This window comes from Neisseria flavescens, from assembly GCF_005221285.1.
GTDB lineage: Bacteria > Pseudomonadota > Gammaproteobacteria > Burkholderiales > Neisseriaceae > Neisseria > Neisseria flavescens.
In genome coordinates this window covers 1,486,373-1,510,962 of the sequence record NZ_CP039886.1, presented here as the reverse complement: position 1 = coordinate 1,510,962, position 24,590 = coordinate 1,486,373, and the positions used below count along the sequence as shown (strand labels likewise).

The 24,590-nt window shown below is 49.9% G+C and carries 21 protein-coding genes and 2 pseudogenes; 12 read left to right on the top strand and 11 right to left on the bottom strand.

Annotation, left to right across the window (positions count from 1 at the left end; all coding sequences use genetic code 11):
- Positions 1–67 precede the first annotated feature (67 nt).
- Together rpoN and hpf are read left to right on the top strand one after the other, a co-directional pair.
- Positions 68–1,423: an RNA polymerase factor sigma-54 gene (gene rpoN / locus FAH67_RS07760; RefSeq protein WP_003679852.1), complete on the top strand. Its 1,356-nt coding sequence runs from the start codon at positions 68–70 to the stop codon at positions 1,421–1,423.
- Positions 1,424–1,472: 49 nt separating this feature from the next.
- Positions 1,473–1,787 (top strand): ribosome hibernation-promoting factor, HPF/YfiA family, encoded by a 315-nt coding sequence (hpf, locus tag FAH67_RS07755; protein ID WP_003679851.1) that lies wholly within the window; start codon positions 1,473–1,475, stop codon positions 1,785–1,787.
- 73 nt (positions 1,788–1,860) lie between these two features.
- Here the strand turns inward: hpf and FAH67_RS07750 are convergent, their stop codons facing one another.
- The 8 genes from FAH67_RS07750 to pgi form a co-directional block, all read right to left on the bottom strand.
- Positions 1,861–3,111, bottom strand: a complete 1,251-nt coding sequence (locus tag FAH67_RS07750; protein WP_172459161.1) for an AmpG family muropeptide MFS transporter — start codon at positions 3,109–3,111, stop codon at positions 1,861–1,863.
- Positions 3,112–3,395: 284 nt separating this feature from the next.
- Positions 3,396–3,542, bottom strand: a complete 147-nt coding sequence (locus tag FAH67_RS12145; RefSeq protein ID WP_003679848.1) for a hypothetical protein — start codon at positions 3,540–3,542, stop codon at positions 3,396–3,398.
- A gap of 224 nt (positions 3,543–3,766) precedes the next feature.
- Positions 3,767–4,549, bottom strand: a complete 783-nt coding sequence (gene bioC / locus FAH67_RS07740) for a malonyl-ACP O-methyltransferase BioC (RefSeq protein WP_003679845.1) — start codon at positions 4,547–4,549, stop codon at positions 3,767–3,769.
- Entirely contained in the window at positions 4,537–5,184 is a 648-nt protein-coding gene (locus FAH67_RS07735; protein ID WP_003679842.1) for a pimeloyl-ACP methyl esterase BioG family protein, read from the bottom strand. The genes bioC and FAH67_RS07735 overlap by 13 nt, the downstream gene beginning before the upstream one ends.
- 9 nt (positions 5,185–5,193) lie before the next feature.
- Positions 5,194–6,336, bottom strand: a complete 1,143-nt coding sequence (gene bioF, locus FAH67_RS07730) for an 8-amino-7-oxononanoate synthase (RefSeq protein WP_003679841.1) — start codon at positions 6,334–6,336, stop codon at positions 5,194–5,196.
- Between the two features lie 8 nt (positions 6,337–6,344).
- On the bottom strand, positions 6,345–6,614 hold the full coding sequence (locus FAH67_RS07725) for an aminotransferase class III-fold pyridoxal phosphate-dependent enzyme (RefSeq protein ID WP_232500802.1): 270 nt from the start codon (positions 6,612–6,614) through the stop codon (positions 6,345–6,347).
- Complete coding sequence (locus FAH67_RS12140) at positions 6,574–6,729, bottom strand: aminotransferase class III-fold pyridoxal phosphate-dependent enzyme (protein WP_232500801.1); 156 nt, start codon at positions 6,727–6,729, stop codon at positions 6,574–6,576. The genes FAH67_RS07725 and FAH67_RS12140 overlap by 41 nt, the downstream gene beginning before the upstream one ends.
- A 414-nt stretch (positions 6,730–7,143) precedes the next feature.
- Positions 7,144–8,784 (bottom strand): glucose-6-phosphate isomerase, encoded by a 1,641-nt coding sequence (gene pgi, locus FAH67_RS07710; RefSeq protein ID WP_003679831.1) that lies wholly within the window; start codon positions 8,782–8,784, stop codon positions 7,144–7,146.
- A 252-nt stretch (positions 8,785–9,036) separates the two neighbouring features.
- Here pgi and FAH67_RS07705 point away from each other — a divergent pair, with 252 nt between their 5' ends.
- From FAH67_RS07705 to FAH67_RS07675, 7 genes and pseudogenes are all read left to right on the top strand, one after another.
- Positions 9,037–10,080: a LacI family DNA-binding transcriptional regulator gene (locus tag FAH67_RS07705; RefSeq protein ID WP_003679830.1), complete on the top strand. Its 1,044-nt coding sequence runs from the start codon at positions 9,037–9,039 to the stop codon at positions 10,078–10,080.
- Positions 10,081–10,277: 197 nt separating this feature from the next.
- On the top strand, positions 10,278–11,600 hold the full coding sequence (locus FAH67_RS07700; RefSeq protein WP_003679828.1) for an MFS transporter: 1,323 nt from the start codon (positions 10,278–10,280) through the stop codon (positions 11,598–11,600).
- A 208-nt stretch (positions 11,601–11,808) separates the two neighbouring features.
- A complete protein-coding gene (parC, locus tag FAH67_RS07695) occupies positions 11,809–14,112 on the top strand; it encodes a DNA topoisomerase IV subunit A (RefSeq protein ID WP_003679827.1) in 2,304 nt (767 codons plus the stop codon).
- 69 nt (positions 14,113–14,181) lie between these two features.
- A complete protein-coding gene (locus FAH67_RS07690) occupies positions 14,182–15,768 on the top strand; it encodes a two-component system sensor histidine kinase NtrB (protein WP_003679826.1) in 1,587 nt (528 codons plus the stop codon).
- Positions 15,761–16,876 (top strand): annotated as a pseudogene (locus FAH67_RS07685) (sigma-54-dependent transcriptional regulator); the annotation flags it as partial. The gene FAH67_RS07690 and the pseudogene FAH67_RS07685, both read left to right, overlap by 8 nt.
- A gap of 30 nt (positions 16,877–16,906) precedes the next feature.
- Positions 16,907–17,659 carry a class I SAM-dependent methyltransferase gene (locus FAH67_RS07680; protein ID WP_003679824.1) on the top strand — a complete coding sequence of 251 codons (753 nt, stop codon included), beginning with the start codon at positions 16,907–16,909 and terminating at the stop codon, positions 17,657–17,659.
- A gap of 102 nt (positions 17,660–17,761) precedes the next feature.
- Positions 17,762–18,445, top strand: a complete 684-nt coding sequence (locus FAH67_RS07675; RefSeq protein WP_003679823.1) for a 2,3-diphosphoglycerate-dependent phosphoglycerate mutase — start codon at positions 17,762–17,764, stop codon at positions 18,443–18,445.
- A 136-nt stretch (positions 18,446–18,581) separates the two neighbouring features.
- Here FAH67_RS07675 and FAH67_RS07670 read toward each other — a convergent pair whose 3' ends face one another.
- On the bottom strand, positions 18,582–19,373 hold the full coding sequence (locus FAH67_RS07670; protein ID WP_003679822.1) for a DsbC family protein: 792 nt from the start codon (positions 19,371–19,373) through the stop codon (positions 18,582–18,584).
- A gap of 134 nt (positions 19,374–19,507) precedes the next feature.
- Between FAH67_RS07670 and FAH67_RS07665 the strand changes: the two genes are divergently transcribed.
- On the top strand, positions 19,508–21,697 hold the full coding sequence (locus FAH67_RS07665; RefSeq protein WP_003679821.1) for a primosomal protein N': 2,190 nt from the start codon (positions 19,508–19,510) through the stop codon (positions 21,695–21,697).
- A gap of 190 nt (positions 21,698–21,887) precedes the next feature.
- Here the strand turns inward: FAH67_RS07665 and FAH67_RS07660 are convergent, their stop codons facing one another.
- Positions 21,888–22,448 carry a hypothetical protein gene (locus FAH67_RS07660; protein WP_003679820.1) on the bottom strand — a complete coding sequence of 187 codons (561 nt, stop codon included), beginning with the start codon at positions 22,446–22,448 and terminating at the stop codon, positions 21,888–21,890.
- A 343-nt stretch (positions 22,449–22,791) separates the two neighbouring features.
- Between FAH67_RS07660 and FAH67_RS11865 the strand changes: the two genes are divergently transcribed.
- On the top strand, positions 22,792–23,055 hold the full coding sequence (locus tag FAH67_RS11865; protein WP_112890679.1) for a transposase: 264 nt from the start codon (positions 22,792–22,794) through the stop codon (positions 23,053–23,055).
- Between the two features lie 17 nt (positions 23,056–23,072).
- Entirely contained in the window at positions 23,073–23,555 is a 483-nt protein-coding gene (locus FAH67_RS11860; RefSeq protein WP_112890680.1) for an IS5 family transposase, read from the top strand.
- A gap of 118 nt (positions 23,556–23,673) precedes the next feature.
- Here FAH67_RS11860 and FAH67_RS07645 read toward each other — a convergent pair.
- Positions 23,674–24,576 (bottom strand): annotated as a pseudogene (locus tag FAH67_RS07645) (DMT family transporter).
- Between the last annotated feature and the right edge of the window lie 14 nt (positions 24,577–24,590).

Genomic DNA, 24,590 nt, shown 5'->3' with positions numbered 1-24,590 from the left:
TACTTTCAGACGGCCCGTCAGATACAGGCCGTCTGAAATCCATAAAACAAATTTACTATCAAACACTATGTCTTCACTCGTCCTTAAACTCAAACAGACCCAGCAGCTCAACCAGCGGCTGCAGCAGTCTTTGCGCATCTTGCAGATGTCGGGTCTTGAGCTTGAGCGCGAAGTGGAAGACTGGTTGTTGGACAATCCTCTGCTTGAGCGTCCGGAAACCGATGAGTTTGCCGATAGCGGACTCAATCGTGCCGTTACCATGCCGCGTGCAGGTCAGCAGTTGAGCGGCGACGATGCCGAAGATATTTGGAGTAACATCGCCGAAGAAGAGGATTTCAAACACTATCTGCATGCCCAAGTGTGCGAGCATCCGCTCTCGCAAGTGGAAGCGGCCTATGTTCACGTCTTGATTGATTTTTTGGATGAACAAGGCTGCCTCACCGACAGCCTTGAAGAAATCATCGATCACACGCCGTTAGAATGGATGTTGGACGAAGAAGCCCTGCAAAATGCGCTGGATGTATTGCAAACCTTTGATCCGCCCGGCGTGGCGGCGGCGGATTTGACCGAGTCGCTCATGTTGCAACTGATGCGTTTGCCGGCTTCTCCCGCCAGACAAATGGCCGCGCATTTGGTGCAAAGTTCGCTTCAAGACTTAGGCAAAACCCGCAAACAAAACGTTCTGCGTTTCCGTAAACTCTATCCCAATACCGACAGCAAAACCATAGAAGCCGCGCTCGATATGATTGCAGGGCTCAATCCCTATCCGGCCTACGGTTTCGCCTCTGCCACGCCTACGCCTTATATTCAGCCTGACGTTTGGGTCAAAGAGGGCAAGGACGGCTGGGAAGTCATCAGCAACGAGGCGGCTTGGCCGAAGCTGCAGCTCAATCAGGAATATTGCGACCTGATGAAATCAGCGGAAGAGGGCGCACCGGAGTGGAAGGAAAAAATCAGCGAAGCCAAGCAGCGCATTGATTCTTTGGCGCTGCGTAAAAGCACGGTCCTCCGCCTTGCCGAGTATATCGTCAAAAATCAGGAAGATTTTTTCATCTTCGGAGAAATCGGCCTGTCGCCCATGCTGATGAAAGATGCCGCCGCCGAATTGGGTTTGGCGGAAAGTACCATCTCGCGTGCCGCCAATCAGAAATATTTGTCTTGCCCGCGCGGCCTGTTTGCGTTACGCTATTTCTTCACACAGGCAGTCAATGCCGACGATGACGGCGAAGGGTTCAGCCAAGGCGCAATCAAAGCCGTATTGAGCCAGCTGATTGAAAGTGAAGACAGCAGCAAACCCTATTCGGACGAGATCCTCGTCAAATTATTAAAACAACGCGGCATTGAAATCGCCAGACGTACAGTTGCAAAATATAGAGAATCATTAGACATACCACCGGCACACAAACGAAAATTTACCGAGTAGATATATTCCGATCCGTTTTGACGGACTAATCAACCGAAGGAGCTGTATCATGAATCTGAAAATCACCGGTCTGAATTTTGATGTTACCGAAGCCATCAAAAACTATGTTTCCGATAAGTTGGCACGAATCAATCGCCATGCCGACAACATCATCTCTGTGACCATTACGCTCTCGGTGGAAAAAGTCAATCAAAAAGCCGAAGCCGATGCGCATCTGGCAGGCAAAGATTTGCACGTTGAAGCGATTGAACAGGATATGTACGCCGCGATTGATGTTTTGATGGACAAACTCGACCGCGCTGTTTTGAAACATAAAGAAAAAAGCGGTGATGTCCGCAGTACTGTCAAACCTGCTGCCGAATAAAGCTTTTGTATGATAAAGGCCGTCTGAATATTCAGACGGCCTTTTGTTTTGCTAGAAGTTTTAGACTGGCAATCTAGTTACTCACTTTTTCGCCATTCCACGGTGCCACTTTAAACAGCAACAACATGCCCGGTATGCCCAAAGCGAAACACAGCCAGTAGAAATTGAAGTAACCCATCGCTTCAATCAGATAACCTGCAGAGGCGTTGATAAATGTACGTGGAACGGCTGACAGGCTGGTAAAGAGGGCTAATTGAGTGGCCGTAAATACTGGATTGGTTTCACGAGCCATATAGGCAACAAATGCTGCCGTACCTAAACCGACACCAGCTGCTTCTGCACCAATCACGGCCGCAAGCATCATTTGTTCTGTCAGTGTGATGGTTTCAAACTTGCCAAAATTTGCCAACCAGGCAAAGCCTAGAATAGTAACCCATTGGGCTACACCGAAAACCCATAATGCCCTGTTGATGCCGAGCTTTATCATCCAAATACCGCCTACAATACCGGCAATGACAGCAGGCCATAAACCGGCATTTTTGGCAATGAGGCCAATGTCGGTTTTGCTGAATCCCATATCCAGATAAAACGGCGTTGCCAGAGACGTTGCCATGCTGTCGCCCAATTTGTAGAGAAAGATAAACAGCAATACCAATATGGCCTGTTTGATTCCTTTGCGGGAGAAGAACTCACTGAAAGGGTCAGATACTGTTTGGGCAAATGTACGCGACACAGATGGTGGAATGTCAGGCTCTTTAGCTAAAAACAGGGTCATCAGCAGACCGGGCAGCATAAATAGTGCAGTAATGATGAATACGTTGTGCCAAGGCATCAAGTCGGCCAAAATCAAGCTGAGTGAGCCGGGTACTAAAGCAGCAATACGGTAGGCGTTGACGTGGATAGAGTTGCCCAAGCCTAATTCTTCATCTGACAAAATTTCGCGTCGAAATGCATCCAATACAATATCTTGGCTGGCAGAGAAAAAAGCGACGACTAGCGATAAGCCCATAATTACATATAAATGCTGAGCAGGATTTAGGAAGGCGTAAATGAGCAAGGTCAGCAGCAAACCAATTTGCGTAACCAGCATCCAACCGCGCCGCCGTCCTAAAAAAGGCAATCTGACCAAATCAATGACGGGAGACCAGATAAATTTCCAAGTGAAAGGCAGCCCGATAAGTGCCATCAGGCCGATGGTTTTCAAATCGACATGTTCGCTGCGCAACCATGCCGGAATCAGGTTGATCAGAAAATAAAGCGGCAGCCCCGAAGTGAAGCCTGTAAAGATACAAATCAGCATACTGCGCGAGAAAATTCGCTGCATAGTGCTGGGTTGGGGTGCGGTTGTCATAGTGGAATCAATAAAAAAGGAAAGGGATATTGTAGCAAAGATGGGGGATATGGCGAATGAACTTCTGCTATCTTTATTGAATAAAGGCCGTCTGAAACTTTGACAAATTAAGTTTCAGACGGCCTTTTGTTGGAACAACTGGTTTGGCGGGCAACGGAGACTTCAGGACGGAAGAAGGGTTGCTTGGGTGTATTCATAAAATTGAAGTTAAGAAAGTTTCAGACGACCCCTAGAGATCGTTTGAACGATGAGAAATATCAGTGGTAATTTGTGCCGTCAGTGTAGCCGTTTCCTGATTTGTCCACAGCAAAAGCAGAAATCGGACCGACCGTTACTGTCCCTTTAGGCTGAGTTTCTTGGTAATACTCATATGCTGCAACACCCATACCAGTTACAGCACCCACAGCAGCACCAGCTGTGCCAAAGGCAATAATAGCCGGTCCGGCAGGAATACTACCAAAAGCTATACCGACACCCAGACCAATACCTGCACCAATTGATCCTCCTATTTATGCACCATTTGCTCCTCCTTGAAGGATTCTCTCTCCTAAGCCTCCTCCATAAATTAGCTCCAGATCCTCAATGGATAGTTCAATCATGATAAAAATAACTTTGCCCATAAGCCGCCTTATTGCCTGCCCGCCGCAGAATAGCGCGCGATAAAAAATAACGGATGATAAGTCAGGCGCACTTTGCCCGACGGCATACTGAACGCCGACAAGTAATCGCCAATAAATCCATTGAGATTTTTTCTTGTCCAGTTTTTTTGGTTCGTGGCTGTTACGCCTGTATATTTAAGGTGTTTGAGTACATCTGACGGCGTATCAAAGTCTAGTATTGCCTTAAAATCCTCACACCATAAAAGCTCAAAATCTTTGGCCAACCAAGCCTGCCATTGGGATAAAGTCGGGTAATTTAAGCCTATATTTGTAATCTGGCGGACTTCTTTTAAATTGTCTTCGCCAAAGCTTGCAACCGCCAATAATCCGTTTGTTTTCAAACCTGTTTTGCAATGGGCGATAAAAGCCTCGGGTTGGTGGAACCATTGCACGGCGGATGCGCTTGCGATTAAGTCAAATTGTCGTTGAAAAGGAAAGTTTTCCGCATCGCCGCAATAAAAATCAAAGGATTGCGGCAGTTTTTCAGACAGTTGGGGCTGCACATCGCACAAATCATTAAATAACCAATAATCCGCTGAAATCTGTTTTTGCAGCAAGGCACTCAACATTCCCGAACCGCAGCCCAATTCCAACACGTTCTCTAATGGCATATCCGGTAAATAATCTTGCAAATGCGCCATTAAATTAATCGTCATTTGCTGTTGGATTAAGGCGTGCCGGTCATAATCGTTTAATGCTTTTTGGAAAGCCTGCCGAATGCGCGATTTATTTATGGCAGTCAGTGATTCCATAGTGCCGGCCAATGGGTGAATCTTGAAAACAGGTAATGTCCGCCGTCTGTTTCTCGAACCGTGCAACGCGGTGTCCAATACCGGTATTGGTTGGCGGGCATAAAAATTTTATCCTGCGAACCGATTAAGGCGTTTGTCCAGCGGATCAAATCTGTACGCCTATCTTGCCCGATTATTGCAAAAAGTGCGGTAAGTTCTTGATGAATTTCGTCAAACGGACGGGCGGAAAATAGTTGGTAACGTTCAAAAGATGCTTTATCGCCACAGATTCTGCGTTCAAATTTTAAACGGGTATTTTCTGTGAGATTGTCCAGTGTCGCTTTAAAAATAGTGTCAGGAATGCCAAAATTGTCATCACAGGGCAAACCTGTGCCATTCACTGCCGTTGCGGATGTTAATCTTATTCCTTGCAATGCCCTCTCTGCCGCCCAAACGCCCATTGACCACGCCACCAAACGGATGTGCCGATAGGCGGAAAAATCAAAATCCAAATTTAAATCTTGATAATCATAGCAAATCAATAAATCGTGATTTTCCGGCAAAATCAGATGATTTACAGCATCGGGCGGCGTTCCCCAACCTGCAAAATACAGGATTAAATGTTCGCCTTGATGATTGTAAAATTTTGTTTTCATATCATATCCTTACAGGCACGCCGCAAACTGCCGCACTTCATCCGTTGTCATATCTGCCGTCAAAGACAATCGTATTCTGGATGTACCTTTTGGTACTGTCGGCGGTCTGATGGGCAGGCAATAATAACCTTGCTCTTGCAGATCTTTCGCCTTAGTAAGGGTTGCTTCGTTCTCGCCTAAAATATAGGGAACGATGCAAGTTTGGCTCGGCATTATTTGCGTTCTGTGTTCCACTTCTTGGCGTAAAAATGCACTTAACTGCTCAAGACGGCTTCTTTCTTTTGAGAATTGCGGCAATCGTTCAAAAATAAAATAAGTCCAAGCCACATTAAACGGCGGCAATGCGGTTGAAAAAATCAATGGGCGCATTTGATTAATCAAACATTCTTTCAATACTTGGTTGCAGACGGCATACGCCCCCACCGAGGCTAAGGCTTTACCGAAAGTGCCGACCAATAAATCAATCTCGGCAATCAGATTATCCCGTTCGGCAATCCCCAATCCGTTTTGCCCATAAACACCGATTGCGTGGGCTTCATCCACATAAAGATAAGTATTGGGAAACTGTTTTTTTAATTGGACAAGCTGTTTCAAATCCGCCACATCGCCGTCCATACTGAAAACAGATTCGGTAACGATAAAAGTGCGGTCAAATTTTCCGACGTTTTTTTCAAGCAGATTTTTCAAATGTTCATAATCATTATGACGATAACGAAAGAATTCACATTGGCTTAAACGAATGCCGTCAATCATACTGGCGTGAACGAATTTATCTGCCAAAATCAAACTTTTCGTCGTCGTCAAAGCAGGCAAAATACCGAGATTGGCGTGATAGCCGCTGTTGAACAATAACGCGCTTTCCCGTTTGAAACGTTGTGCGACAAGCTGCTCAAGATCGGTATAAATAGGAAAGTTGCCCGTTAATAAACGCGATGAAGAACTGGTAAAAGAGGGAAAATTACCGCCGTATTGCTGCAAAAAAGACCGGCGCAAATGTTCATCTGATGCCAAACCCAAATAATCATTAGATGACATATTCAACATTTTGCGGTTTTCCCGCGTAATATACCGCCCTTGATGAATTAAATCCGGAATCGAACGATATTGATTTTGCGCGCTAAGCTGTTCCAGTTGCTGTTTGAAAGCATCCATTTTTCATCCTAATGTTCATATTCCTGCGTTAAAGCCAAAATCATGCCTTCCGTTAATTTCTGAAGTTCATCATCTTTAATCACAAATGGTGGCATCACATAAACCAATTTTCCGAAAGGTCGAATCCAAACACCTTGTTCCACAAAACGTGGGACTAAAGTTTTCATATTTACCGCACTTTTCATTTCAACCACCCCAATCGCCCCTAATACGCGAACTTCTTTGACATAATCTTTTTCAGCTAATATCTGGCGAAATGCCTGCATGTTCAGCTGCAAATAATTTCCCTGTTCGACCAAATCCCGTAGCGATTTCATCAAAAATCAGCAAAACGCCATATTGTTTACAAAGTGCTTGCGCTTTCACTAAATAAGTTGGCGAATAAAAATACATACCACCCGCACCTTTTATTTTTCCTTTTCAAAAAAATTAGATATAGAATATTGAGCCAATACACCCAATATGGAAAAAATAATAAAAGCATGAATATAAATCATAAAATCAACATTATCTCCTTGGTAGCTTTCAGAAATAAAAACGATTGGTATTGATATACAAATTAAAATATACAGGTACTTTGAAATTACCAGTAACTTATACACAAATTTTGATTTCATAGCCTAGTCTTTCATTTGAATAAAATCTACCCTAATCAACTCTCCAACCAACTTCCTAACTTCTTCATGCTTTCCCTGATTGAAGTTAACCAGTAGATTTTTCAACAATAACGGTTCATTCTTACCGCCGATTAGGTTTTGAAATGCCCGTAAGACAGGCAGATATGCTTGTCTTACGGGCATTTTATTTTCAGACGGCCTTCGATCTTGCGTTGCAGTTGCGGTAGAAGGCAATCAGACCGTTGGTGGAGCTGTCGTGTGCCGGCGTGCCGCGTTCGAGTTCGGGTTCGATGGTTTTGGCCAGCTCTTTGCCGTATTCCACGCCCCATTGGTCGAAGGGGTTGATACGCCAAATGACGCCCTGTACGAAAGTACGATGTTCGTAAGCCGCCATCAGCATGCCGAGGTTGAAAGGCGTCAGGCTGTCGAGGAGCAGGCTGTTGCTCGGACGGTTGCCGGGGAATTCTTTTTGCGGTGCAAGGCGGTCGCGTTCTTCTTGGGGTAGGGCGGCCAATTCGATTTGCACTTCGTCCAAAGTTTTGCCTTTCATCAGCGCTTCGGCTTGAGCGAAGGCATTGGCAACGGTAAAGCGGTGTTGGCGGTGGTTGCCGTAGACTGTGGTCATGGGGACGATGAAGTCGACGGGAATCAGACGCGTGCCTTGGTGCAGAAGCTGGAAGTAGGCATGTTGGCAGTTGACACCTTCATCGCCGAAGACAATGCCGCCGGTGGTGCAGGAAACGGGTTGGCCGTCTGAAGTACGCTGTTTGCCGAGGCTTTCCATATCAAGCTGGTTGAGCCATGGTGTGAAGAGGCGCATGTTGTGGCTGTATGGGACAACGGTTTGGCCGTCTGAATGTTGGAAGTTGTTGTACCAAACGTTGATGAGCGCCATCAGGACGGGAATGTTGTGGCGGAATGGTGTTTCGAAGAAATGGGTATCCATCGCGTGTGCGCCGGCCAGCATTTTGCGGAATGCTTTTTCGCCGACGGCAACCATCAGCGGCAGGCCGATGGGCGACCAGACGGAATAGCGGCCGCCGACCCAGTCGGACATGGCGAAGACTTTGTCGGGGGAGATGCCGAAGTTTGGGGCTGCGACCACATCGGCGGAAATGGCGCAGAAGTGGCGGTAGATGCCGGAATCGGGCAAACCTGCATCTCGGTACCAAGTACGCGCCGCATAGGTATTGAGCAGGGTTTCCGGTGTGCGGAACGATTTGCTGGCAATGCTGAATACGGTGGTTTCGGGATTGAGGCCGAGAAGGGTTTGGGTCAGGTCGGCATCATCGGAGTTGCTGACAAAGTGGACGCGGATGTTTTGCCAATAAGGCTGCAGCGCCTGTGTGGCCATGCGCGGACCCAAATCGGAGCCGCCGATACCGATGTGAACCAAGTCGGTAATCGGTTTGCCGGTAATGCCTGCGTGCGTGCCGTCTAAAAGTTGGCGTGCGAACTCGAGTGCGCGGTTGAGTTCGTGATGAACATTTGGCACGATGTTTTCGCCGTCAACGTAAACAGGTTTGGCATTGGCAGGCAGGCGCAGGGCGGTGTGGAGTACGGCGCGGTGTTCGCTGGTGTTGATTTTTTCACCGCTGCTCATGGCCTGCATATATTGTGGCAAATCGGCTGCTTCGGCCAGTTGGCACAATAAATCAAGGGTGTTTTCATCTAGGCGGTTTTTACTGTAATCAAATAACAAACCGTGCAGAATTTCGTGCATATTATTGAAACGTTCGGCATCTGCTGCGAAGCGTTCGCGCAGGGTAACGTGTCGAGTATCGGCATGATGGGCTTCCAAGGCCTGCCATGCGTCTGAGTATGCGGACATCTCGTTTCCTTAATATGTAACGGTAAACAAGCAGGGTATCTATTTTCTGCTTTTTGTAGTTGTTTGTAGTTTAACAAATTTGGACAACTTTTGGGAGGTGGCAGGGGCGGTTTTGTTTAAGAAATGTATGCAAAATGTAATAGAAACGGTTGATTATCATCAAGCTTCTGTAAAAAAGGGGGGTATGACACCGATGTCTGCTGTGTTATCCTATGTAACATTATTGAAATCTTGTCGGGGCAGGTCCGTAAGATGGCTACAATTTATGATGTCGCTGCTTATGCCGGGGTATCTCCCAAGACGGTCAGCCGGGTGATTAACGGCGATGCGCCGGTCAGTAATAAAACCCGTTCCAAAGTAGAAACAGCAATTGCTGCTTTGGGCTATATCCCGTCTTCTGCAGCGCGGATTATGCGGTCACACCGTTCCGGATTGGTCGGTCTGATTACCGGCGCCATTTCGCGGACGGGCGAAAATACGGGCGGACACGGTATACCGGATATGTTCTTGATTAAGGGCATTCAGCAGCAGATTCGCGCACAAGGCAAGATTTTGATGATTGCCGACATCGACAATAAGCCGGGTCAGCCCGGTCAGATGGAACCGTTGATTCGTACCTTTATGGAACATCGTGCCGAGGGGATTTTATATGTGGCAGGTTTCCATCAGGAAGTATTGCTGCCGGAAGTACCCAACCGTTGCCCGATGGTGTTGGTCAACTGCTTTGATTCGGCGGGTACGCCTGCGGTTTTGCCGGACGATGAAGCAGGGCGGTATGGCTTGGTGCGCCGGATTATCCAAAGCGGACACAAACGGATTGCTTATGTGACTTTGCAACCGGGCGTAGAAGCAACGCGTTTGAGATTGGCCGGATACCGCCGTGCTTTGGCTGATGCGGATATTGTTTTCGATCCTGATTTGGTGCAAACTGGCTATCCTGACTTCAGCAACGACAGCGGGTCTTTGATTTCGGCTATTTTGAAGCTGCTGTCTTTGCCGCTTCCACCGACGGTAATTTGCTGCGGCAACGATGAAATGGCAGTGCGCGTGTACGGGATTTTGAGGACACGCGGCGTACGGGTTCCCGAGCAGGTTTCGGTTGCCGGATATGATAACCACAGTGCGATTGCGGAGACGCTGTTTCCGCCGTTGACCAGTACAGAGTTGCCCTATTTGCGCATGGGCGAGATGGCGGCGGATTTGCTGTTTCAACACATTGAATACCCGGCAGGCTCGGTTCAGCCGGTCAAGGTCGTGGGGGAAACCATCTGGCGTCAGTCTGTGATTAATAAATAGTTTCAGACGGCCTGAAAATAAACTCTAAACAATACAAACACACATCAAAATAAGAATCATGCAAACGGTCAAAATAAAGGCCGCCTGAAAACGGAGTTGCCTCAGTAAAAAGGGCAGCCCAAATATAATAAAAGCGTCATACCGCTGAAATTGGAGTTTGTTGTTTCCATAGTTTATTACCCAGGAGTAGCCTTCATATGAAAATCTCCCCACAAGTGGCGATGACACTTCGCCAGATTATGCTGATGAACTTTGGTTTCTTCGGTATTCAATATAGCTTCGGGTTGCAGCAAACTGCGATTAATCCGATTTTCAGCTTTCTTCATGCCGATCCGAGCCAGTTGCCGATTTTGAATATGGCAGGCCCGATTACCGGTTTGCTGGTGCAGCCGATGATTGGTGCGATGAGTGACCGCACTTGGGTGCCGGGATTGGGTCGCCGCCGCCCGTATTTCTTGATCGGCGCCATCGGTTGCAGCCTCTGTCTCTTTATCTATCCGCACGTTACCGCATTGTGGGTGGCCGTATTACTGCTGTGGCTCTTGGACATCAGTAACAACACTGCAATGGAACCTTTCCGTGCCTTTATTGCCGATACGGTTCCTGAACATCAGCAATCTACCGGTTTCTTGATGCAGTCTGTGTTTACCGGTTTGGGTATTACCCTGGCCAACGTTTCCCTCTATATCTTCCAGCAAATCGGTTGGTTGAAACAAACTTCCGAAGCGGGTATCCCATATTGGGTATTCGGCTCCTTCTATATTGGTGCGGTTTGCTCTATCGGTTCGGTTTTGGTTACTGTTTTATCGACATCCGAACACGAGCCTAGTCCTGAAGAAATGGCGGCTATTAAGGCGCAACCAAGCGGTCCGGCTCATGCTGTTAAAGATATTATCGTTGCTATACGCGAAATGCCGACTGCCTTGTGGCAACTGGCTTTGGTGTATCTCTTCCAATGGTACGCGCTCTTTATCTACTGGCAATATATTTCCCACAGTATCGTCCAATCTGTTTGGGATTCGACTGTTGAAAATACCGAAGCGTATAGTCAAGCGGTGGCATGGACCGGTTTGGTAAACGGTTTCTACAACGTTGTAACCTTTATCTCCGCCTTCGGCCTGATGTGGATGGCGCGCAAATATGCCGCCAAATATGTCCACGCCTTTGCCGTAACCCTTGCCGCGCTGGCCTTGCTCACCATTCCGCACATCGGCAATAAATACCTGATGTTTGCGCCGATGATTGGTTTCGGTGTCGGTTGGGCAAGTATGATGGGTGTGCCGTTTATGATTGTGGTCGGCTCTATTCCGAAAGAACGTTACGGCGTGTACATGGGTATTGTGAACATGATGATTGTGGTTCCAATGCTGATTGAAACCGTATCTTTCGGCTGGGTGTACAAAACCTTCTTGGGTTCAAACCCTGCCAACGCGATGACTTTTGCCGGTGTTTTCCTCGCCATTGCCGCCGCGTTGACCTTAACCATTAAAACTGCGGCCAAACCGGCTACTGCAGAATAATGAAGTTTTGATTTAAAACCAAAATGAAAAGGCTGTCTGAAACATGAAATGGTTTCAGACGGCCTTTTTTGTCGAAACGGATTCCATTTGCTGACCTGATTCGGTAAGCCTTATTGTCGCTGCACTACCGTTCATCACTCAAATTGGCTATGACTACCGATTTTGCTTTACAATATCCTTCTTTAATTTATTTCGTTTTACCATCCTGATGACAGAACACATTTCCGCTCCAAGCCCATCTCCTGTCGGCGAAGATTACCTGCTGTTAGGGCAATACGCCGAACGCGCCTATCTCGAATACGCCATGAGCGTGGTCAAAGGCCGCGCGCTGCCTGAAGTTTCAGACGGCCAAAAGCCTGTGCAGCGGCGTATTTTGTTTGCCATGCGCGATATGGGTTTGACGGCGGGGGCGAAGCCGGTGAAATCGGCGCGCGTGGTCGGTGAGATTTTGGGCAAATACCACCCGCACGGCGACAGTTCCGCCTATGAGGCGATGGTGCGGATGGCGCAGGATTTTACCTTGCGCTATCCCTTAATCGACGGCATCGGCAACTTCGGCTCGCGCGACGGCGACGGGGCGGCGGCGATGCGTTACACCGAAGCGCGGCTCACGCCGATTGCGGAATTGCTGTTGTCCGAAATCAATCAGGGAACGGTGGATTTCGTGCCGAACTACGACGGCGCGTTTGACGAACCGCTGCACCTGCCTGCACGTCTGCCTATGGTGTTGCTCAACGGCGCGTCAGGCATCGCGGTGGGCATGGCGACCGAGATTCCGTCGCACAATTTGAACGAAGTTACGCAGGCGGCGATTGCGTTGTTGAAAAAGCCGACGCTGGAAACCGCCGACCTGATGCAATATATTCCTGCCCCCGATTTTGCCGGCGGCGGTCAAATCATCACGCCGGCGGACGAATTGCGCCGGATTTATGAAACCGGCAAAGGCAGCGTGCGCGTGCGTGCACGTTACGAAATCGAGAAACTGGCGCGCGGACAATGGCGCGTCATCGTAACCGAGCTGCCGCCGAACGCCAACTCCGCCAAAATCCTTGCCGAAATCGAAGAACAGACCAACCCGAAACCGAAAGCGGGCAAAAAGCAGCTCAACCAAGACCAGCTCAACACCAAAAAGCTGATGCTGGATTTAATCGACCGCGTGCGCGACGAGTCCGACGGCGAACATCCCGTGCGCCTTGTGTTCGAGCCGAAATCCAGCCGCATCGATACCGATACCTTCATCAACACGCTAATGGCGCAGACTTCGCTGGAAGGCAATGTGTCCATGAACTTGGTGATGATGGGGCTGGACAACCGCCCCGCGCAGAAAAACCTGAAAACGATTTTGCAGGAATGGTTGGATTTCCGCACCGTTACCGTAACACGCCGTCTGAAATTCCGTTTGAACCAAGTGGAAAAACGGCTGCATATCCTCGAAGGCCGTCTGAAAGTCTTTCTGCACATCGACGAAGTGATTAAAGTCATCCGCGAATCAGACGACCCGAAAGCCGATTTGATGGCGGCGTTCGGGCTGACCGAAATCCAAGCCGAAGACATTTTGGAAATCCGCCTGCGCCAGTTGGCGCGTTTGGAAGGTTTCAAACTCGAAAAAGAATTGAACGAATTGCGTGAGGAACAAGGCCGTCTGAATATCCTTTTGGGCGACGAAAACGAAAAACGCAAGCTGATGATTAAAGAGATGCAGGCAGATATGAAACAATACGGCGATGCGCGCCGCACGCTGGTGGAAGAAGCCGGACGCGCCGTGTTGACGCAGACCACCGCCGACGAACCCATCACGCTGATTCTGTCTGAAAAAGGCTGGATACGCAGCCGTGCCGGACATAATCTCGATTTGAGCCAAACCGCGTTCAAAGAAGGCGACCGCCTCAAACAAACCCTCGAAGGCAGAACGGTTTTACCCGTCGTCATTCTGGATTCATTGGGCAGAACCTACACCCTTGATGCCGCCGAAATCCCCGGCGGACGCGGCGACGGCGTGCCGATTTCATCCTTAATCGAGCTGCAAAACGGCGCGAAACCCATTGCGATGTTGACAGGATTGCCGGAACAACATTATTTATTGTCGGGCAGCGGCGGCTACGGCTTCATCGCCAAGCTGGGCGATATGGTCGGACGCGTGAAAGCGGGCAAAGTGGTGATGACTGTGGACAGCGGCGAAACCGTCCTGCCACCGGTTGCCGTCTATGCTTCTTCACTGATTAATCCAGACTGCAAAGTCGTACTGGCCAGCAGCGACCATCGTCTCTTAGCGTTTTCCATCGGCGAGCTCAAAGTCATGCCTAAAGGCCGCGGTTTGCAGCTGATGTCGCTTACCGACGGTGCATCTTTAGAACATGTCCTCGTGACCACGGCTGCGGAATTCATCGTCGAAACCGTCGGCAAGCGCGGTGCGGCGCATCAGGAAAAATTGCGCATTTGCGACATCGACGGCAAACGCGGTAAAAAAGGCAAGGTATTGGAAATCTCAGGCCGTCTGAAAAGTTTGTCCTGAAACAAGAACAAATATATCTAAATAAATTAAATTTATACGACATTGCATGATAATAAAAAAGGTTCACTTATGAACAGAGCCAATCTTCAAGAAGTGGGTAATCTGAGGGAGCGGATTCCCGGTGTAATCAACATTGCCCGAATAGCCATCCTCTTACCGCTTTTGGTTTTGCACGCTTTCGGCAGCTACATGGGCGGCAACCTGATTGGTGTTTCGTTGCCGGACGTTGGGTTTTATATCTGGGTAACGCTGTATTTCTTCCTGATTATGCTCTCCGTGTTCCGTCCGGGCTGGCAGTGGCAGTCTTTGGATTTGCCCAATGCCGGTGCCGTGGTCGACATCACCATGATGATGGTTTTGGTGTATATCTCCGGCGGTACGGCTTCCGGTTTCGGGATTTTGGTTTTGCCGTTTGTCGCTACGTCGTGTCTGCTCAGTTATGGACATTATCCCATGCTGTACGCAGGTTATACGGCAATGTTGTTTATTTTGAACCTGTTTTTAGACGGCAGTATGCGTTTCGATTCGTTTAATTGGGACGCGAAATCAATGTTGAATTCTTTGATGCTGATCGGTGCAGGCTATCTGGTGGCGATGCTGACATCGTTTGCTGCCCATTATCTGGAGCAGGCCACAGAGTCCGCCAGCCGCCATCAACTGGCATACCGCCGTATCAGCGGCTTGAACCGGTTGGTTTTGAACCGCGTACAGGAAGCGGTTGTGGTGATTGATGCGACCCAACGCGTGTGGCTGTTTAACAAACAGGCAAAAATCTATTTCCCCAGCCTGATTATCGATCAGCAGGAAATCGTGTTTGGCGAGCTGGTCGCACGCTGGCAGCGCCAACCCGACAAACCTTTTGAAACCGATATCCATATTTTCCAACACGCCATGCACGTCCGTGCCGTTCCGCTGATTCAGGAGCAAACCGAGCTGCTGATGTTGTACGTCCGCTCATTGCGTGAAGTGGCTGCGGAGGCCATGTCCACCAAACTGACTGCGCTCGGACAGTTGACTGCCAACCTTGCCCACGAAATCCGTAATCCGATGTCCGCCATTCGTCATGCCAGCGATTTGTTGCAAGAGGGCGATGAGGCAGCCCCGCTCAAGGCCAGGCTCTACAACATCATCGACAGCAATATCCAACGCATCGACAAGATGTTGGAAGACGTATCCCTGCTTAACAAACGAGACAACATCAGCCGCCAGCCGATTAATCTGATGAAATTCTGGTTGGAGTTCAAGCAGGAATTTACCTTGAACAATCCCGATGCCATCGGCTGTCTGCGCATGAATATGGACGGCAACAACCTGACCGTATTGGTCGATCCTATGCACTTGCAGCAAGTGATGTGGAACTTGTGCAACAATGCTTGGCGACACAGCCGTCAGGACGAAAACGCCATTACCGTCCTTATCCGCCCTAGCGGCAGGATGCATATTTCCATCGTAGTGGCGGACAACGGCAAAGGCGTGCCGCCTGATGTACGAAATCATTTGTTCGAGCCGTTTTACACTACCGAAAAACAAGGCACCGGTTTGGGGCTTTACGTCGCACGCGAGTTGGCACACGCCAATATGGGGCAGCTGCATTATCACCCTGAAATGAACGGGTTTGAATTGATTTTACCGAAGGAGCAAGCGCAGGATGAATAAATTGCAAGAGCCGGTTTTGGTTGTCGATGACGAGGCAGACATCCGCGACCTGATGGAAATGACACTGATGAAAATGGGTCTGCGCGTCGATACGGCGGCTGGTGTTGAAGAGGCTAAAGACAAGCTGGACAACAACGATTATTCGCTGGTGTTGACCGATATGCGTATGCCCGATGGTTCAGGTCTCGAGGTTGTCCAATACATCGACGAGTTGATGCTCGATACGCCCGTCGCCGTGATTACGGCTTTCGGCAATGCCGACCAAGCCGTTGAAGCCTTGAAAGCAGGGGCGTTTGATTATCTGCAAAAACCGATTACGCTGTCGCAGTTGCGTTCATTGGTTAAATCGGCAGTATCGGTTTCAGACAATACTGCCGAACCCACGCCGTCTGAAAAAGTCAAATCGCAGCCTGCGCCAGTTTCTGCCGCCCTGTATAAACCCGAACCTCAGCCGGCCAAGCCTGTCGTGACACCTCCTAAGAGCGTACAGAGTGAATTTAACCGGCCTTTGACTGTTCCGGAAGGGCTCAATTCCTTAAAAGAACGTTTTTCGGCCGGCAGCATCAATCCTGCTCTGCAACAAGACGCACCTATATTGGAAGGCGAGGACGATATGCCGCGCCTGTTGGGTACTTCGCCGCAAATGGTCGAAGTACGCCACCTGATTCGCAGATTGGCCCACAGCCTTGTTCCCGTTTATATCTCCGGCGAGTCCGGTACGGGTAAAGAGCAGGCGGCGCGCACGATTCACGAGCTGTCCGACCGTGCCGACAAACCGTTTATTGCTGTCAACTGCGGTGCCATTCCTGAAAACCTGATGGAAAGCGAATTTTTCGGTTACAAAAAAGGCAGCTTTACCGGCGCGGATCAAGACCGTTTAGGTTTTTTCCAACATGCTGACGGCGGCACTTTGTTCCTTGACGAAGTTGCCGATTTGCCGCTTGCCATGCAGGTCAAACTCCTGCGCGCCATTCAAGAAAAAGCCGTGCGCCGTATTGGCGATGCGCGGGAAACCTCTGTGGACGTACGCATTATTTGTGCAACCCATAAAAACCTCGAAGCCTTGGTTGAAAGCGGTGCATTCCGTCAGGACTTGTATTACCGCCTCGTTTTCAAGGCCGTCTGAAACATAAGCCTTATGTACAAGATTTATTTTGACGAAACCGCATCTGCCGAACTTCGCAGCCTTGCTGCGCCTTTCGGGCTGACCGTTATCGACCGGCAGCCTGAAGAAGGCAGTTTCCTTATCGCTGACGAAAGTGGCATCAGCTTGTGCCGCGCCGGTGAAAAAGGCCGTGTCCGCGTTGATTTTGATGGCGGTGCCGCCCATTATCGGCGTACTAAAGGCGGAGGCGAGTTGATTGCCAAAGCAGTCAATCACACTGCGCAACCGACTGTCTGGGACGCTACCGGCGGACTGGGGCGCGACAGTTTTGTGCTTGCCTCGTTGGGTTTGAAGGTACAAACTTTTGAACAAAATCCTGCCGTTGCCTGTCTACTTTCAGACGGCCTCAACAGGGCAGGGCAAAGTGAAGAGACACGGGAGATTGCCCCGCGTATTACTTTGCACTTCAGTAATGCCGTTGATTTAATGCAGGCATTGGCAACGCAAAACGGCAGACCCGATGTAGTGTACCTCGACCCGATGTATCCGGAGCGTCGCAAAACCGCCGCCGTGAAAAAAGAAATGGCTTACTTTCACGACTTGGTCGGCGCGGCACAAGACGAAGCCGAGTTGTTGGATGCGGCATTGAATACCGCCAAAAAACGCATTGTCGTCAAACGCCCGCGCTTGGGCGAATTTCTCGACGGGCGCAAACCTGCTTATCAATACACAGGCAAAAGCACGCGTTTTGACGTTTACCTTCCGATAAGGCCGTCTGAAGACTAAAAGCAAATTTGCAACATATCAAAAGAAACCGCCGGCGTTATCAGCGCGGCGGCAAAGTGTGCTATAAATACCTTTTCCCAAACTTCATTGGAGCAAACTATCATGGAATTAGTATTCATCCGTCACGGACAAAGCGAATGGAACGCGAAAAACCTTTTCACCGGCTGGCGCGACGTCAAGCTGAGCGAGCAAGGTTTGGCAGAAGCCGCAGCAGCAGGTAAAAAGCTGAAAGAGAAGGGCTACGAGTTCGACATCGCTTTTACTTCCGTTCTGACCCGTGCCATCAAAACCTGTAACATCGTTTTGGAAGAATCCGACCAACTGTTTGTTCCACAAATCAAATCATGGCGTTTGAACGAGCGCCACTACGGCCAACTGCAAGGTATGGATAAAAAACAAACCGCAGAAAAATACGGCGACGAGCAAGTCCACATCTGGCGCCGCAGCTACGATACCCTGCCTCCACTGCTTGACCCTAAAGACCCTCACTCCGCCCACAACGACCGCCGCTATGCCAACCTGCCTAGCGATGTCGTACCTGATGGCGAAAACCTCAAAGTTACCCTCGAGCGCGTCCTACCTTTCTGGGAAGACCAAATCGCTCCGGCCATCTTGAGCGGCAAACGTGTATTGGTTGCGGCACACGGCAACTCCCTGCGTGCGTTGGCCAAACACATCGAAGGCATTTCCGACGAAGACATCATGGGCTTGGAAATCCCAACCGGTCAGCCGCTGGTGTACAAATTGGATGAAAACCTGAAAGTAATTGAAAAATTCTACCTGTAAGGTAAAGGGAAAAAAGGACGTGTTGGACACGTCCTTTTTTATATTTGTCTGTATTGAGGCCGTCTGAAGGCAGTTGATGGAGAGCGACATGAAAAAAGGACGCGTAAAGCGTCCTTTATGGAGATTAAACCCTGTATTACTGGTTTTTCTCGATGATTTCTTTGAGGTGAGGCATAGGGCTGTAACCGCTTTGGCTGCGGCCGTTAGGGAAGACCAAGGTTGGTGTGCCGTTGAAGCCGAATTGTTCGCCCAATGAAGTGGTTTCTGCAACAGGGTTTTCGCAGTTTGCTTTGCCGCTTGGGAGTTTGCCTTTGCGCATCCAGTCGATCCATGCCTGGGTCGGATTAGGTTGACACCACAACAGCTCGGCTTTGCGCGCGGCATCAGGGTGCAGGCTTGGAATCGGCATCATGAAGGTATAAATCGTGATGTCGGTCATTTTTTCAAACTCATGCTCCAAGCGTTTGCAGTACGGGCAGTCCGGATCGGAGAAAACAGCGACTTTCAGTTTGCCGTTGCCGCGAACTTCTTTGATGGCTTTGTCCAAAGGCAGGGAAGCGAAGTCGATTTTGTTCAAATCGGCGGCGCGTTCTTCAGTCAGGCTTTGGCGCGTGTTGACGTTGATGAGGTCGCCAACGAGCATATAGTCGCCTTTGGCATCGGTATAGATGATTTGTTTGCCGCTGACGACAACTTCGTAAATGCCTTTAATCGGTGTTTCATTGACGCTCAAAACTTTCAAATCTTGGGCGGCATAGACTTTTTCCAAACGCGCTTTCAAAGAAGCGGCAACGGATTTGTCGGCAGGCGCTTCCGCTTTGGCAGCAGGGGCAGGCGCCGCGTTGGCGTTGGATACGGCAGGTTGACCGCATGCCAACAAAGGAAGGACGGCAAACGGTGTTAAGATTTTGATTAACTTGGTTTTCATGCGAGAGACTTGCGTGTGTTGAAATAAGGCATTGTATCAAACCTCTGTCATGTCTGCATTGTACTCAGGCTCAAATTATCGTCTGAAAATAGCTTTCGGCTGTTAAAATACGAAAAAATAATTTGATTGTTTGTATGTTCTACCACCGTATCGCCGTAAACGTGCCGCTTTCAGACGGCCTTTTGACTTATTCCCATTCCGAGCCGCTGCCGCAGGGCGTGCGGGTGCTTGTGCCTTTCCGCAACAAAACCGTGGTCGGGATAGTGTGGGAAACGGATATTGCGCCGGATATGGATACGGCGCGGATTTTGGGCGTTCAGACGGCCTTTTCGGACGAGCCGCCTCTGCCCGAAAGCTGGCGTGATTTGCTCTCGTTTACGTCGCGTTATTACCACTATCCGACCGGGCAGGCAGTATTTGCCGCATTGCCGCAAGGTTTGAAGGAAACGCGCGCGGTGGAAATGCCGCAGCCGCCCTTGTTTTATGCTTTAAACGAAGCAGGCAGGGCGCAAACGCCGCCGCCGGCGCGGTTCAACAAAAAAGCGGCTTTGTGGGACGCGCTGCTGTCGGGCGAAATGACGATGGCAGCGTTGAAGCAGGTAAACGCGCAGGCGGTGAAATTAATCGAAAATTGGACGGAGCAGGGTTGGATTGAAACGGCGGAAGCGGCGAAACCGGTTTTAAGGTCGTGCCACGGGCAGGCTTCGCACGCCGGATTTGTGTTGAATGCCGACCAACGGCAGGCTTCCGATGCCATTCAGACGGCATTGGGACGCTTCCAGCCGTTTCTGCTGTACGGCATCACCGGCAGCGGCAAGACCGAGGTGTATTTTGATGCGATGGCGAAAGTGTTGGCGCAGGGGCGGCAGGTGTTGTTTCTGTTGCCCGAAATCAACCTCACGCCGCAGCTTTTGAAGCGGGTGGAAAACCGTTTTGCCGACGTGCCGACCGCCGTGTTGCACAGTCAGATGGCGGCAGGCAAGCGCACGCAGGATTATTTGCGCGCGATGTCGGGGCAGGCGAAGCTGGTGATCGGCACGCGGCTGGCGGTGTTTACGCCGATGGATGATGTCGGGCTGATTGTGGTCGATGAGGAACACGACGGCTCGTTCAAACAGGATAACGAATTGCGCTACCACGCCCGCGATTTGGCGGTGTGGCGGGCGAAGCAGGGCGGCTGCCCCGTTGTGTTGGGCAGTGCCACGCCCAGCTTGGAGAGCTGGCACAAGGCGCAAAGCGGCGCGTACCGCCTGCTGCAACTGACCGAACGCGCCCATACCGCCGCGCAACTGCCGCAAGTGGACATCCTCAACGTAGGCCGTCTGAAACTCGACAACGGTTTCTCGCCGCAAGCCTTGCAGCTTTTGAAACAGAACTTTGAAGCGGGCGGTATGTCGCTGGTGTACCTCAACCGTCGCGGTTTCGCGCCCGCGCTGTTTTGCGGCGACTGCGGCCATACCTTCGGCTGCCCGAACTGCTCCGCCAAAATGGTGCTGCACCAACGCGCCCGCCAACTGCGCTGCCACCACTGCGACCACCGCGAACCCGTCCCGTTCAAATGCCCCGACTGCGGCAACCAAGATCTGACCGCCGTCGGACACGGCACGCAGCGCGTCGAAGAAACCCTGCGCGCCTTCCTGCCCAAGGCAGCCGTCGTTCGTGTTGACAGGGACAGCACCGCGCACAAAAACGACTGGGCGGATTTGTATCGCCGCATCGCCGACAACAAAATCGACATTTTGGTCGGCACGCAGATGCTCGCCAAAGGGCATGATTTCGCGCGGCTCAACCTCGTTATCGTGTTGAACGCCGACGGCAGCCTGTACAGCGCGGACTTTCGCGCCCCGGAAAGGCTGTTCGCCGAGCTGATGCAGGTGTCCGGCAGGGCGGGGCGCGCCGACAAACCCGGCAAGGTGTTGATACAGACCCAACTGCCCGAACATCCCGTTTTTGCCGCCGTCAAAGCGCAGGACTACGCCGTGTTTGCCGAAAACGAATTGAACGAGCGGCAAATGTTCGCGATGCCGCCCTTCGGTTTCCAGACCGCCGTCCGCGCCGACGCGCCGCGCGTTGCCGATGCGATGGAATTTCTCAACGCCGCCAAAGAAACCCTTGCCCCGCTGTTGCCCGAAAGCGTTTCCCAGTTTGGTGCCGCTCCGATGCTGATGGTGCGCCTCGCCGAACGCGAACGCGCGCAAATTTTCATCGAATCTCCGTCCCGACAGGATTTGCACCGCGCCGTGAGTTTGTGGGTGCAGGTGTTGCAGCAGAACAGGGACGGCAAAATCCGATGGTCGGTGGACGTTGATGTGCAAGAGGCTTGATTGAAATGGTTCAATCAATAAGGAATAAAAGGCCGTCTGAAAATCTGTTTTCAGACGGCCTTAAGTTTTGAAATCAGTTTAGAAGAATTTTGCAGCGATATAGCCGAGTGCAAGCAGGCTCAAAACGGCGAACACGATAGCCATTGTAAGCAGAAACTGTGTTTTCTTCCTCGCTGCAAGTGCGGCCAACTCAGGATTTTGGCCTAGCTCTTCGCGTAATTGGGATTCCAATTCGGCACGGATTTTTTTGCGCAGTTTTTCTCTTCCTGCTCGCGTTCATATTTGAGCTTGTGGGCAATTTCGGTTTGTTTTTTATGCTCGAAAGAGATTTTTTCCTGCCATTCAATGCGTTTGCGCTGGATGGCCAACTCATTTTTTCTGTCAAATCAAAGTTGCAGGTTTTACATTCCTGTGCGTCGAGTTCGTCGATAATCGTCATGCAGATGGGGCATTGGATAGGGTCGGGAGTATTGGCTGCCGACACAGTTTCTTCTTCAACCGCTTCCAATTCTATAGCCTGACGGACGATCACGTCCAAACCCAAATAGCTGAAGTAATGCTGCGCATTTTCGCGCTCGTCTTGGGAGCATTTTTCAGCCATAATGGCTTGCGGACGCTCTGCCAAGGCTTGAATCAGGCTCTCGACTTCGTTTTCAGGTAGGTTGTCATACAGGCAGGCATGGATGCGCTCCCTATCCGTGTTCGGCGGATAGGGAACGTATACGTCGAAAAATTTTTCTTGTTTGCTCATTGATATCCCATGAGTATTTCGACTGTGTCAACCAAATGGGTTTAGCCTAAGGTTTTGTTATTGTGTTTGAGCTGTCTTGGCTTGTGATACGAGCCAAAACAGAGGCTGCAGTCTCAGGCAGACCAAGTACGGTTTGCCTTTGTGTCGTTAATCGGCTGGACAATAATTTTTTATTTATATGGAAACATGCATGTCCAATGTTATGTCTATTGTAGAGTAAATATTCACGCCTAATATTATTATAAGGTAAATCTGATATTGTTTAAAATAAGAACCTGTATTCACAAACAACTATTTGATAAATTTTAAGAACCTGTATTCACAAAAATGATAAAATATCTTTATGACTGGAAAATCCTACCCAACAGACTTAACAGATGCCCAATGGCAAGCGATTGAGCCGCATTTTAACCGGCTACGCCACTACAAATGGGATAAACGTGAATTAGTGAATGCCGTTTTGTACATTACCAAAACAGGTTGCCAATGGCGTATGCTGCCCAATGATTTTCCACCTTATCCAACCGTATGGAGTTTCTATCGCAGAGCCAACCAATCAGGCTTATGGGATAGGATTCTTTCGGCATTGGTTCAAAAAAACGTTTAATCCATCAAAAACAAGCGATGCCGACTTATGCCATTATTGATTCGCAAAGTGTCAAAACAGCTTCCGGCGCACATGATAAAGGTTTTGACGGAGGTAAAAAAATCAAAGGCCGTAAGCGACATATAGCTGTTGATACGTTGGGTAACCTATTGTCTGTTGTGGTTCATGCAGCCAATATTCATGACACAAAAGCAGGTATTTTTGCAGCAAAAAAAGCGTTTGAGACCTATCCGGGTTTAAAAGGTTTCTGTGCAGACGCAGGTTATCGGAATACATTTGAGCGCGAAGTATCGGAGCAATTGGGTTTAACTGTTGAGATTTCAAAGAAAATTCAAGATATTTCTTGGCATATTCTGCCCAAACGTTGGATTGTAGAACGAACGTTTGCATGGTTAGGTTGGTCTCGACGTTTGGCAAAAGATTTTGAGCAGACGAATTTATCTGCTGAAAATTTTGTCAAACTAGGGTATATTTCACAAATATTAAAATTTATCAAATAGTTGTTTGTGAATACAGGTTCTAAGGCCGTAACTTGGTCTTATCCTTCAATAAGATTACGGCTGGAAGTAACGTGGCAACCGCAATCTTATTATCAAAAATCCGAGTATTTGCCCAACTTCAGACGGCCTTCTGCCCGTACCGCATCAGCGTCATGCCGCCGACTGCCGCTGCACAACCTGCAACCAGCGAAATATGCAGCGGTTCGCCCAAAAACTACGCCGAAGACAGCACGCCGAAAATCGGCACGAGCGTAATATACGCCGCCGCGCTGCCTGCACCCAAAGTCTTTACCCCTTCAAAATACCACGCATAGGCCAATACCGTCGCGCCGATGACCAGCCACACCAAGGCCGTCCAACCGCGCCCATCCATTGCCGCTATTGCCTCAAACGGTATTCCATCCGTCCACAACGCCACCGCCGACAACATCAACGCACCTATGAACGAAGTTGCCGTCGTTACCGTCAGCGCATCTATCCCGCGTAAAACCGCACGTCCAATTAAAGTGTAGGCCGCCCAACAGACCACGCAGCCAAAAATCAGCCATTCTCCTGCCTTGATGCCGCCCGATAACACCGTCAACGGCTGCCCTTGCGTTACCACCATAATGGCACCACCGACCGCCAGCAGCATACCCGCCAAAATCTTCGCATTTAAACGCTCGCCGAAAAACCAAGTCGCCAACAGCAGCGTCAACACGGGATTCAACGCCACGACCACCGCCGCCTTGCCTGCCGGCATAGTCTGCAAACCCAGCATAAAAAACACCGCATAGCCACATACCCCGACGGAAGCCGCTACTGCCAAGCCCAGCCATTGCCGCGCCGACAAAACCGCCAAAGTCGCAAACCTGCTGCGCGCAAACAACCAGCCCAACAACAAAACCGAAGCCAGTACAAACCGAACCGCTCCACCCGTCAACGGCGGCAGCGACTGCCCCAGCATCCGCCCCATCGGCCAAGATGCACCCCACAACACCGCCATTCCCAGCAGTTTCAAATGTACAGAATAACGTTCCATCTTATCCCTTTATC

Coding starts and splice junctions, on each gene's coding strand:
- FAH67_RS07665 (WP_003679821.1), top strand. CDS start 19,508: ATGTTCTACCACCGTATCGCCGTAAACGTGCCGCTTTCAGACGGCCTT.
- FAH67_RS07690 (WP_003679826.1), top strand. CDS start 14,182: ATGAACAGAGCCAATCTTCAAGAAGTGGGTAATCTGAGGGAGCGGATT.
- parC (WP_003679827.1), top strand. CDS start 11,809: ATGACAGAACACATTTCCGCTCCAAGCCCATCTCCTGTCGGCGAAGAT.
- FAH67_RS07700 (WP_003679828.1), top strand. CDS start 10,278: ATGAAAATCTCCCCACAAGTGGCGATGACACTTCGCCAGATTATGCTG.
- FAH67_RS11865 (WP_112890679.1), top strand. CDS start 22,792: ATGACTGGAAAATCCTACCCAACAGACTTAACAGATGCCCAATGGCAA.
- FAH67_RS12140 (WP_232500801.1), bottom strand. CDS start 6,729: ATGTATTTTTATTCGCCAACTTATTTAGTGAAAGCGCAAGCACTTTGT.
- FAH67_RS07660 (WP_003679820.1), bottom strand. CDS start 22,448: ATGAGCAAACAAGAAAAATTTTTCGACGTATACGTTCCCTATCCGCCG.
- FAH67_RS07735 (WP_003679842.1), bottom strand. CDS start 5,184: ATGAAAACAAAATTTTACAATCATCAAGGCGAACATTTAATCCTGTAT.
- FAH67_RS07705 (WP_003679830.1), top strand. CDS start 9,037: ATGGCTACAATTTATGATGTCGCTGCTTATGCCGGGGTATCTCCCAAG.
- bioC (WP_003679845.1), bottom strand. CDS start 4,549: ATGGAATCACTGACTGCCATAAATAAATCGCGCATTCGGCAGGCTTTC.
- bioF (WP_003679841.1), bottom strand. CDS start 6,336: ATGGATGCTTTCAAACAGCAACTGGAACAGCTTAGCGCGCAAAATCAA.
- hpf (WP_003679851.1), top strand. CDS start 1,473: ATGAATCTGAAAATCACCGGTCTGAATTTTGATGTTACCGAAGCCATC.
- FAH67_RS07675 (WP_003679823.1), top strand. CDS start 17,762: ATGGAATTAGTATTCATCCGTCACGGACAAAGCGAATGGAACGCGAAA.
- FAH67_RS07670 (WP_003679822.1), bottom strand. CDS start 19,373: ATGAAAACCAAGTTAATCAAAATCTTAACACCGTTTGCCGTCCTTCCT.
- rpoN (WP_003679852.1), top strand. CDS start 68: ATGTCTTCACTCGTCCTTAAACTCAAACAGACCCAGCAGCTCAACCAG.
- FAH67_RS11860 (WP_112890680.1), top strand. CDS start 23,073: ATGCCGACTTATGCCATTATTGATTCGCAAAGTGTCAAAACAGCTTCC.
- FAH67_RS07680 (WP_003679824.1), top strand. CDS start 16,907: ATGTACAAGATTTATTTTGACGAAACCGCATCTGCCGAACTTCGCAGC.
- FAH67_RS07750 (WP_172459161.1), bottom strand. CDS start 3,111: ATGCAGCGAATTTTCTCGCGCAGTATGCTGATTTGTATCTTTACAGGC.
- pgi (WP_003679831.1), bottom strand. CDS start 8,784: ATGTCCGCATACTCAGACGCATGGCAGGCCTTGGAAGCCCATCATGCC.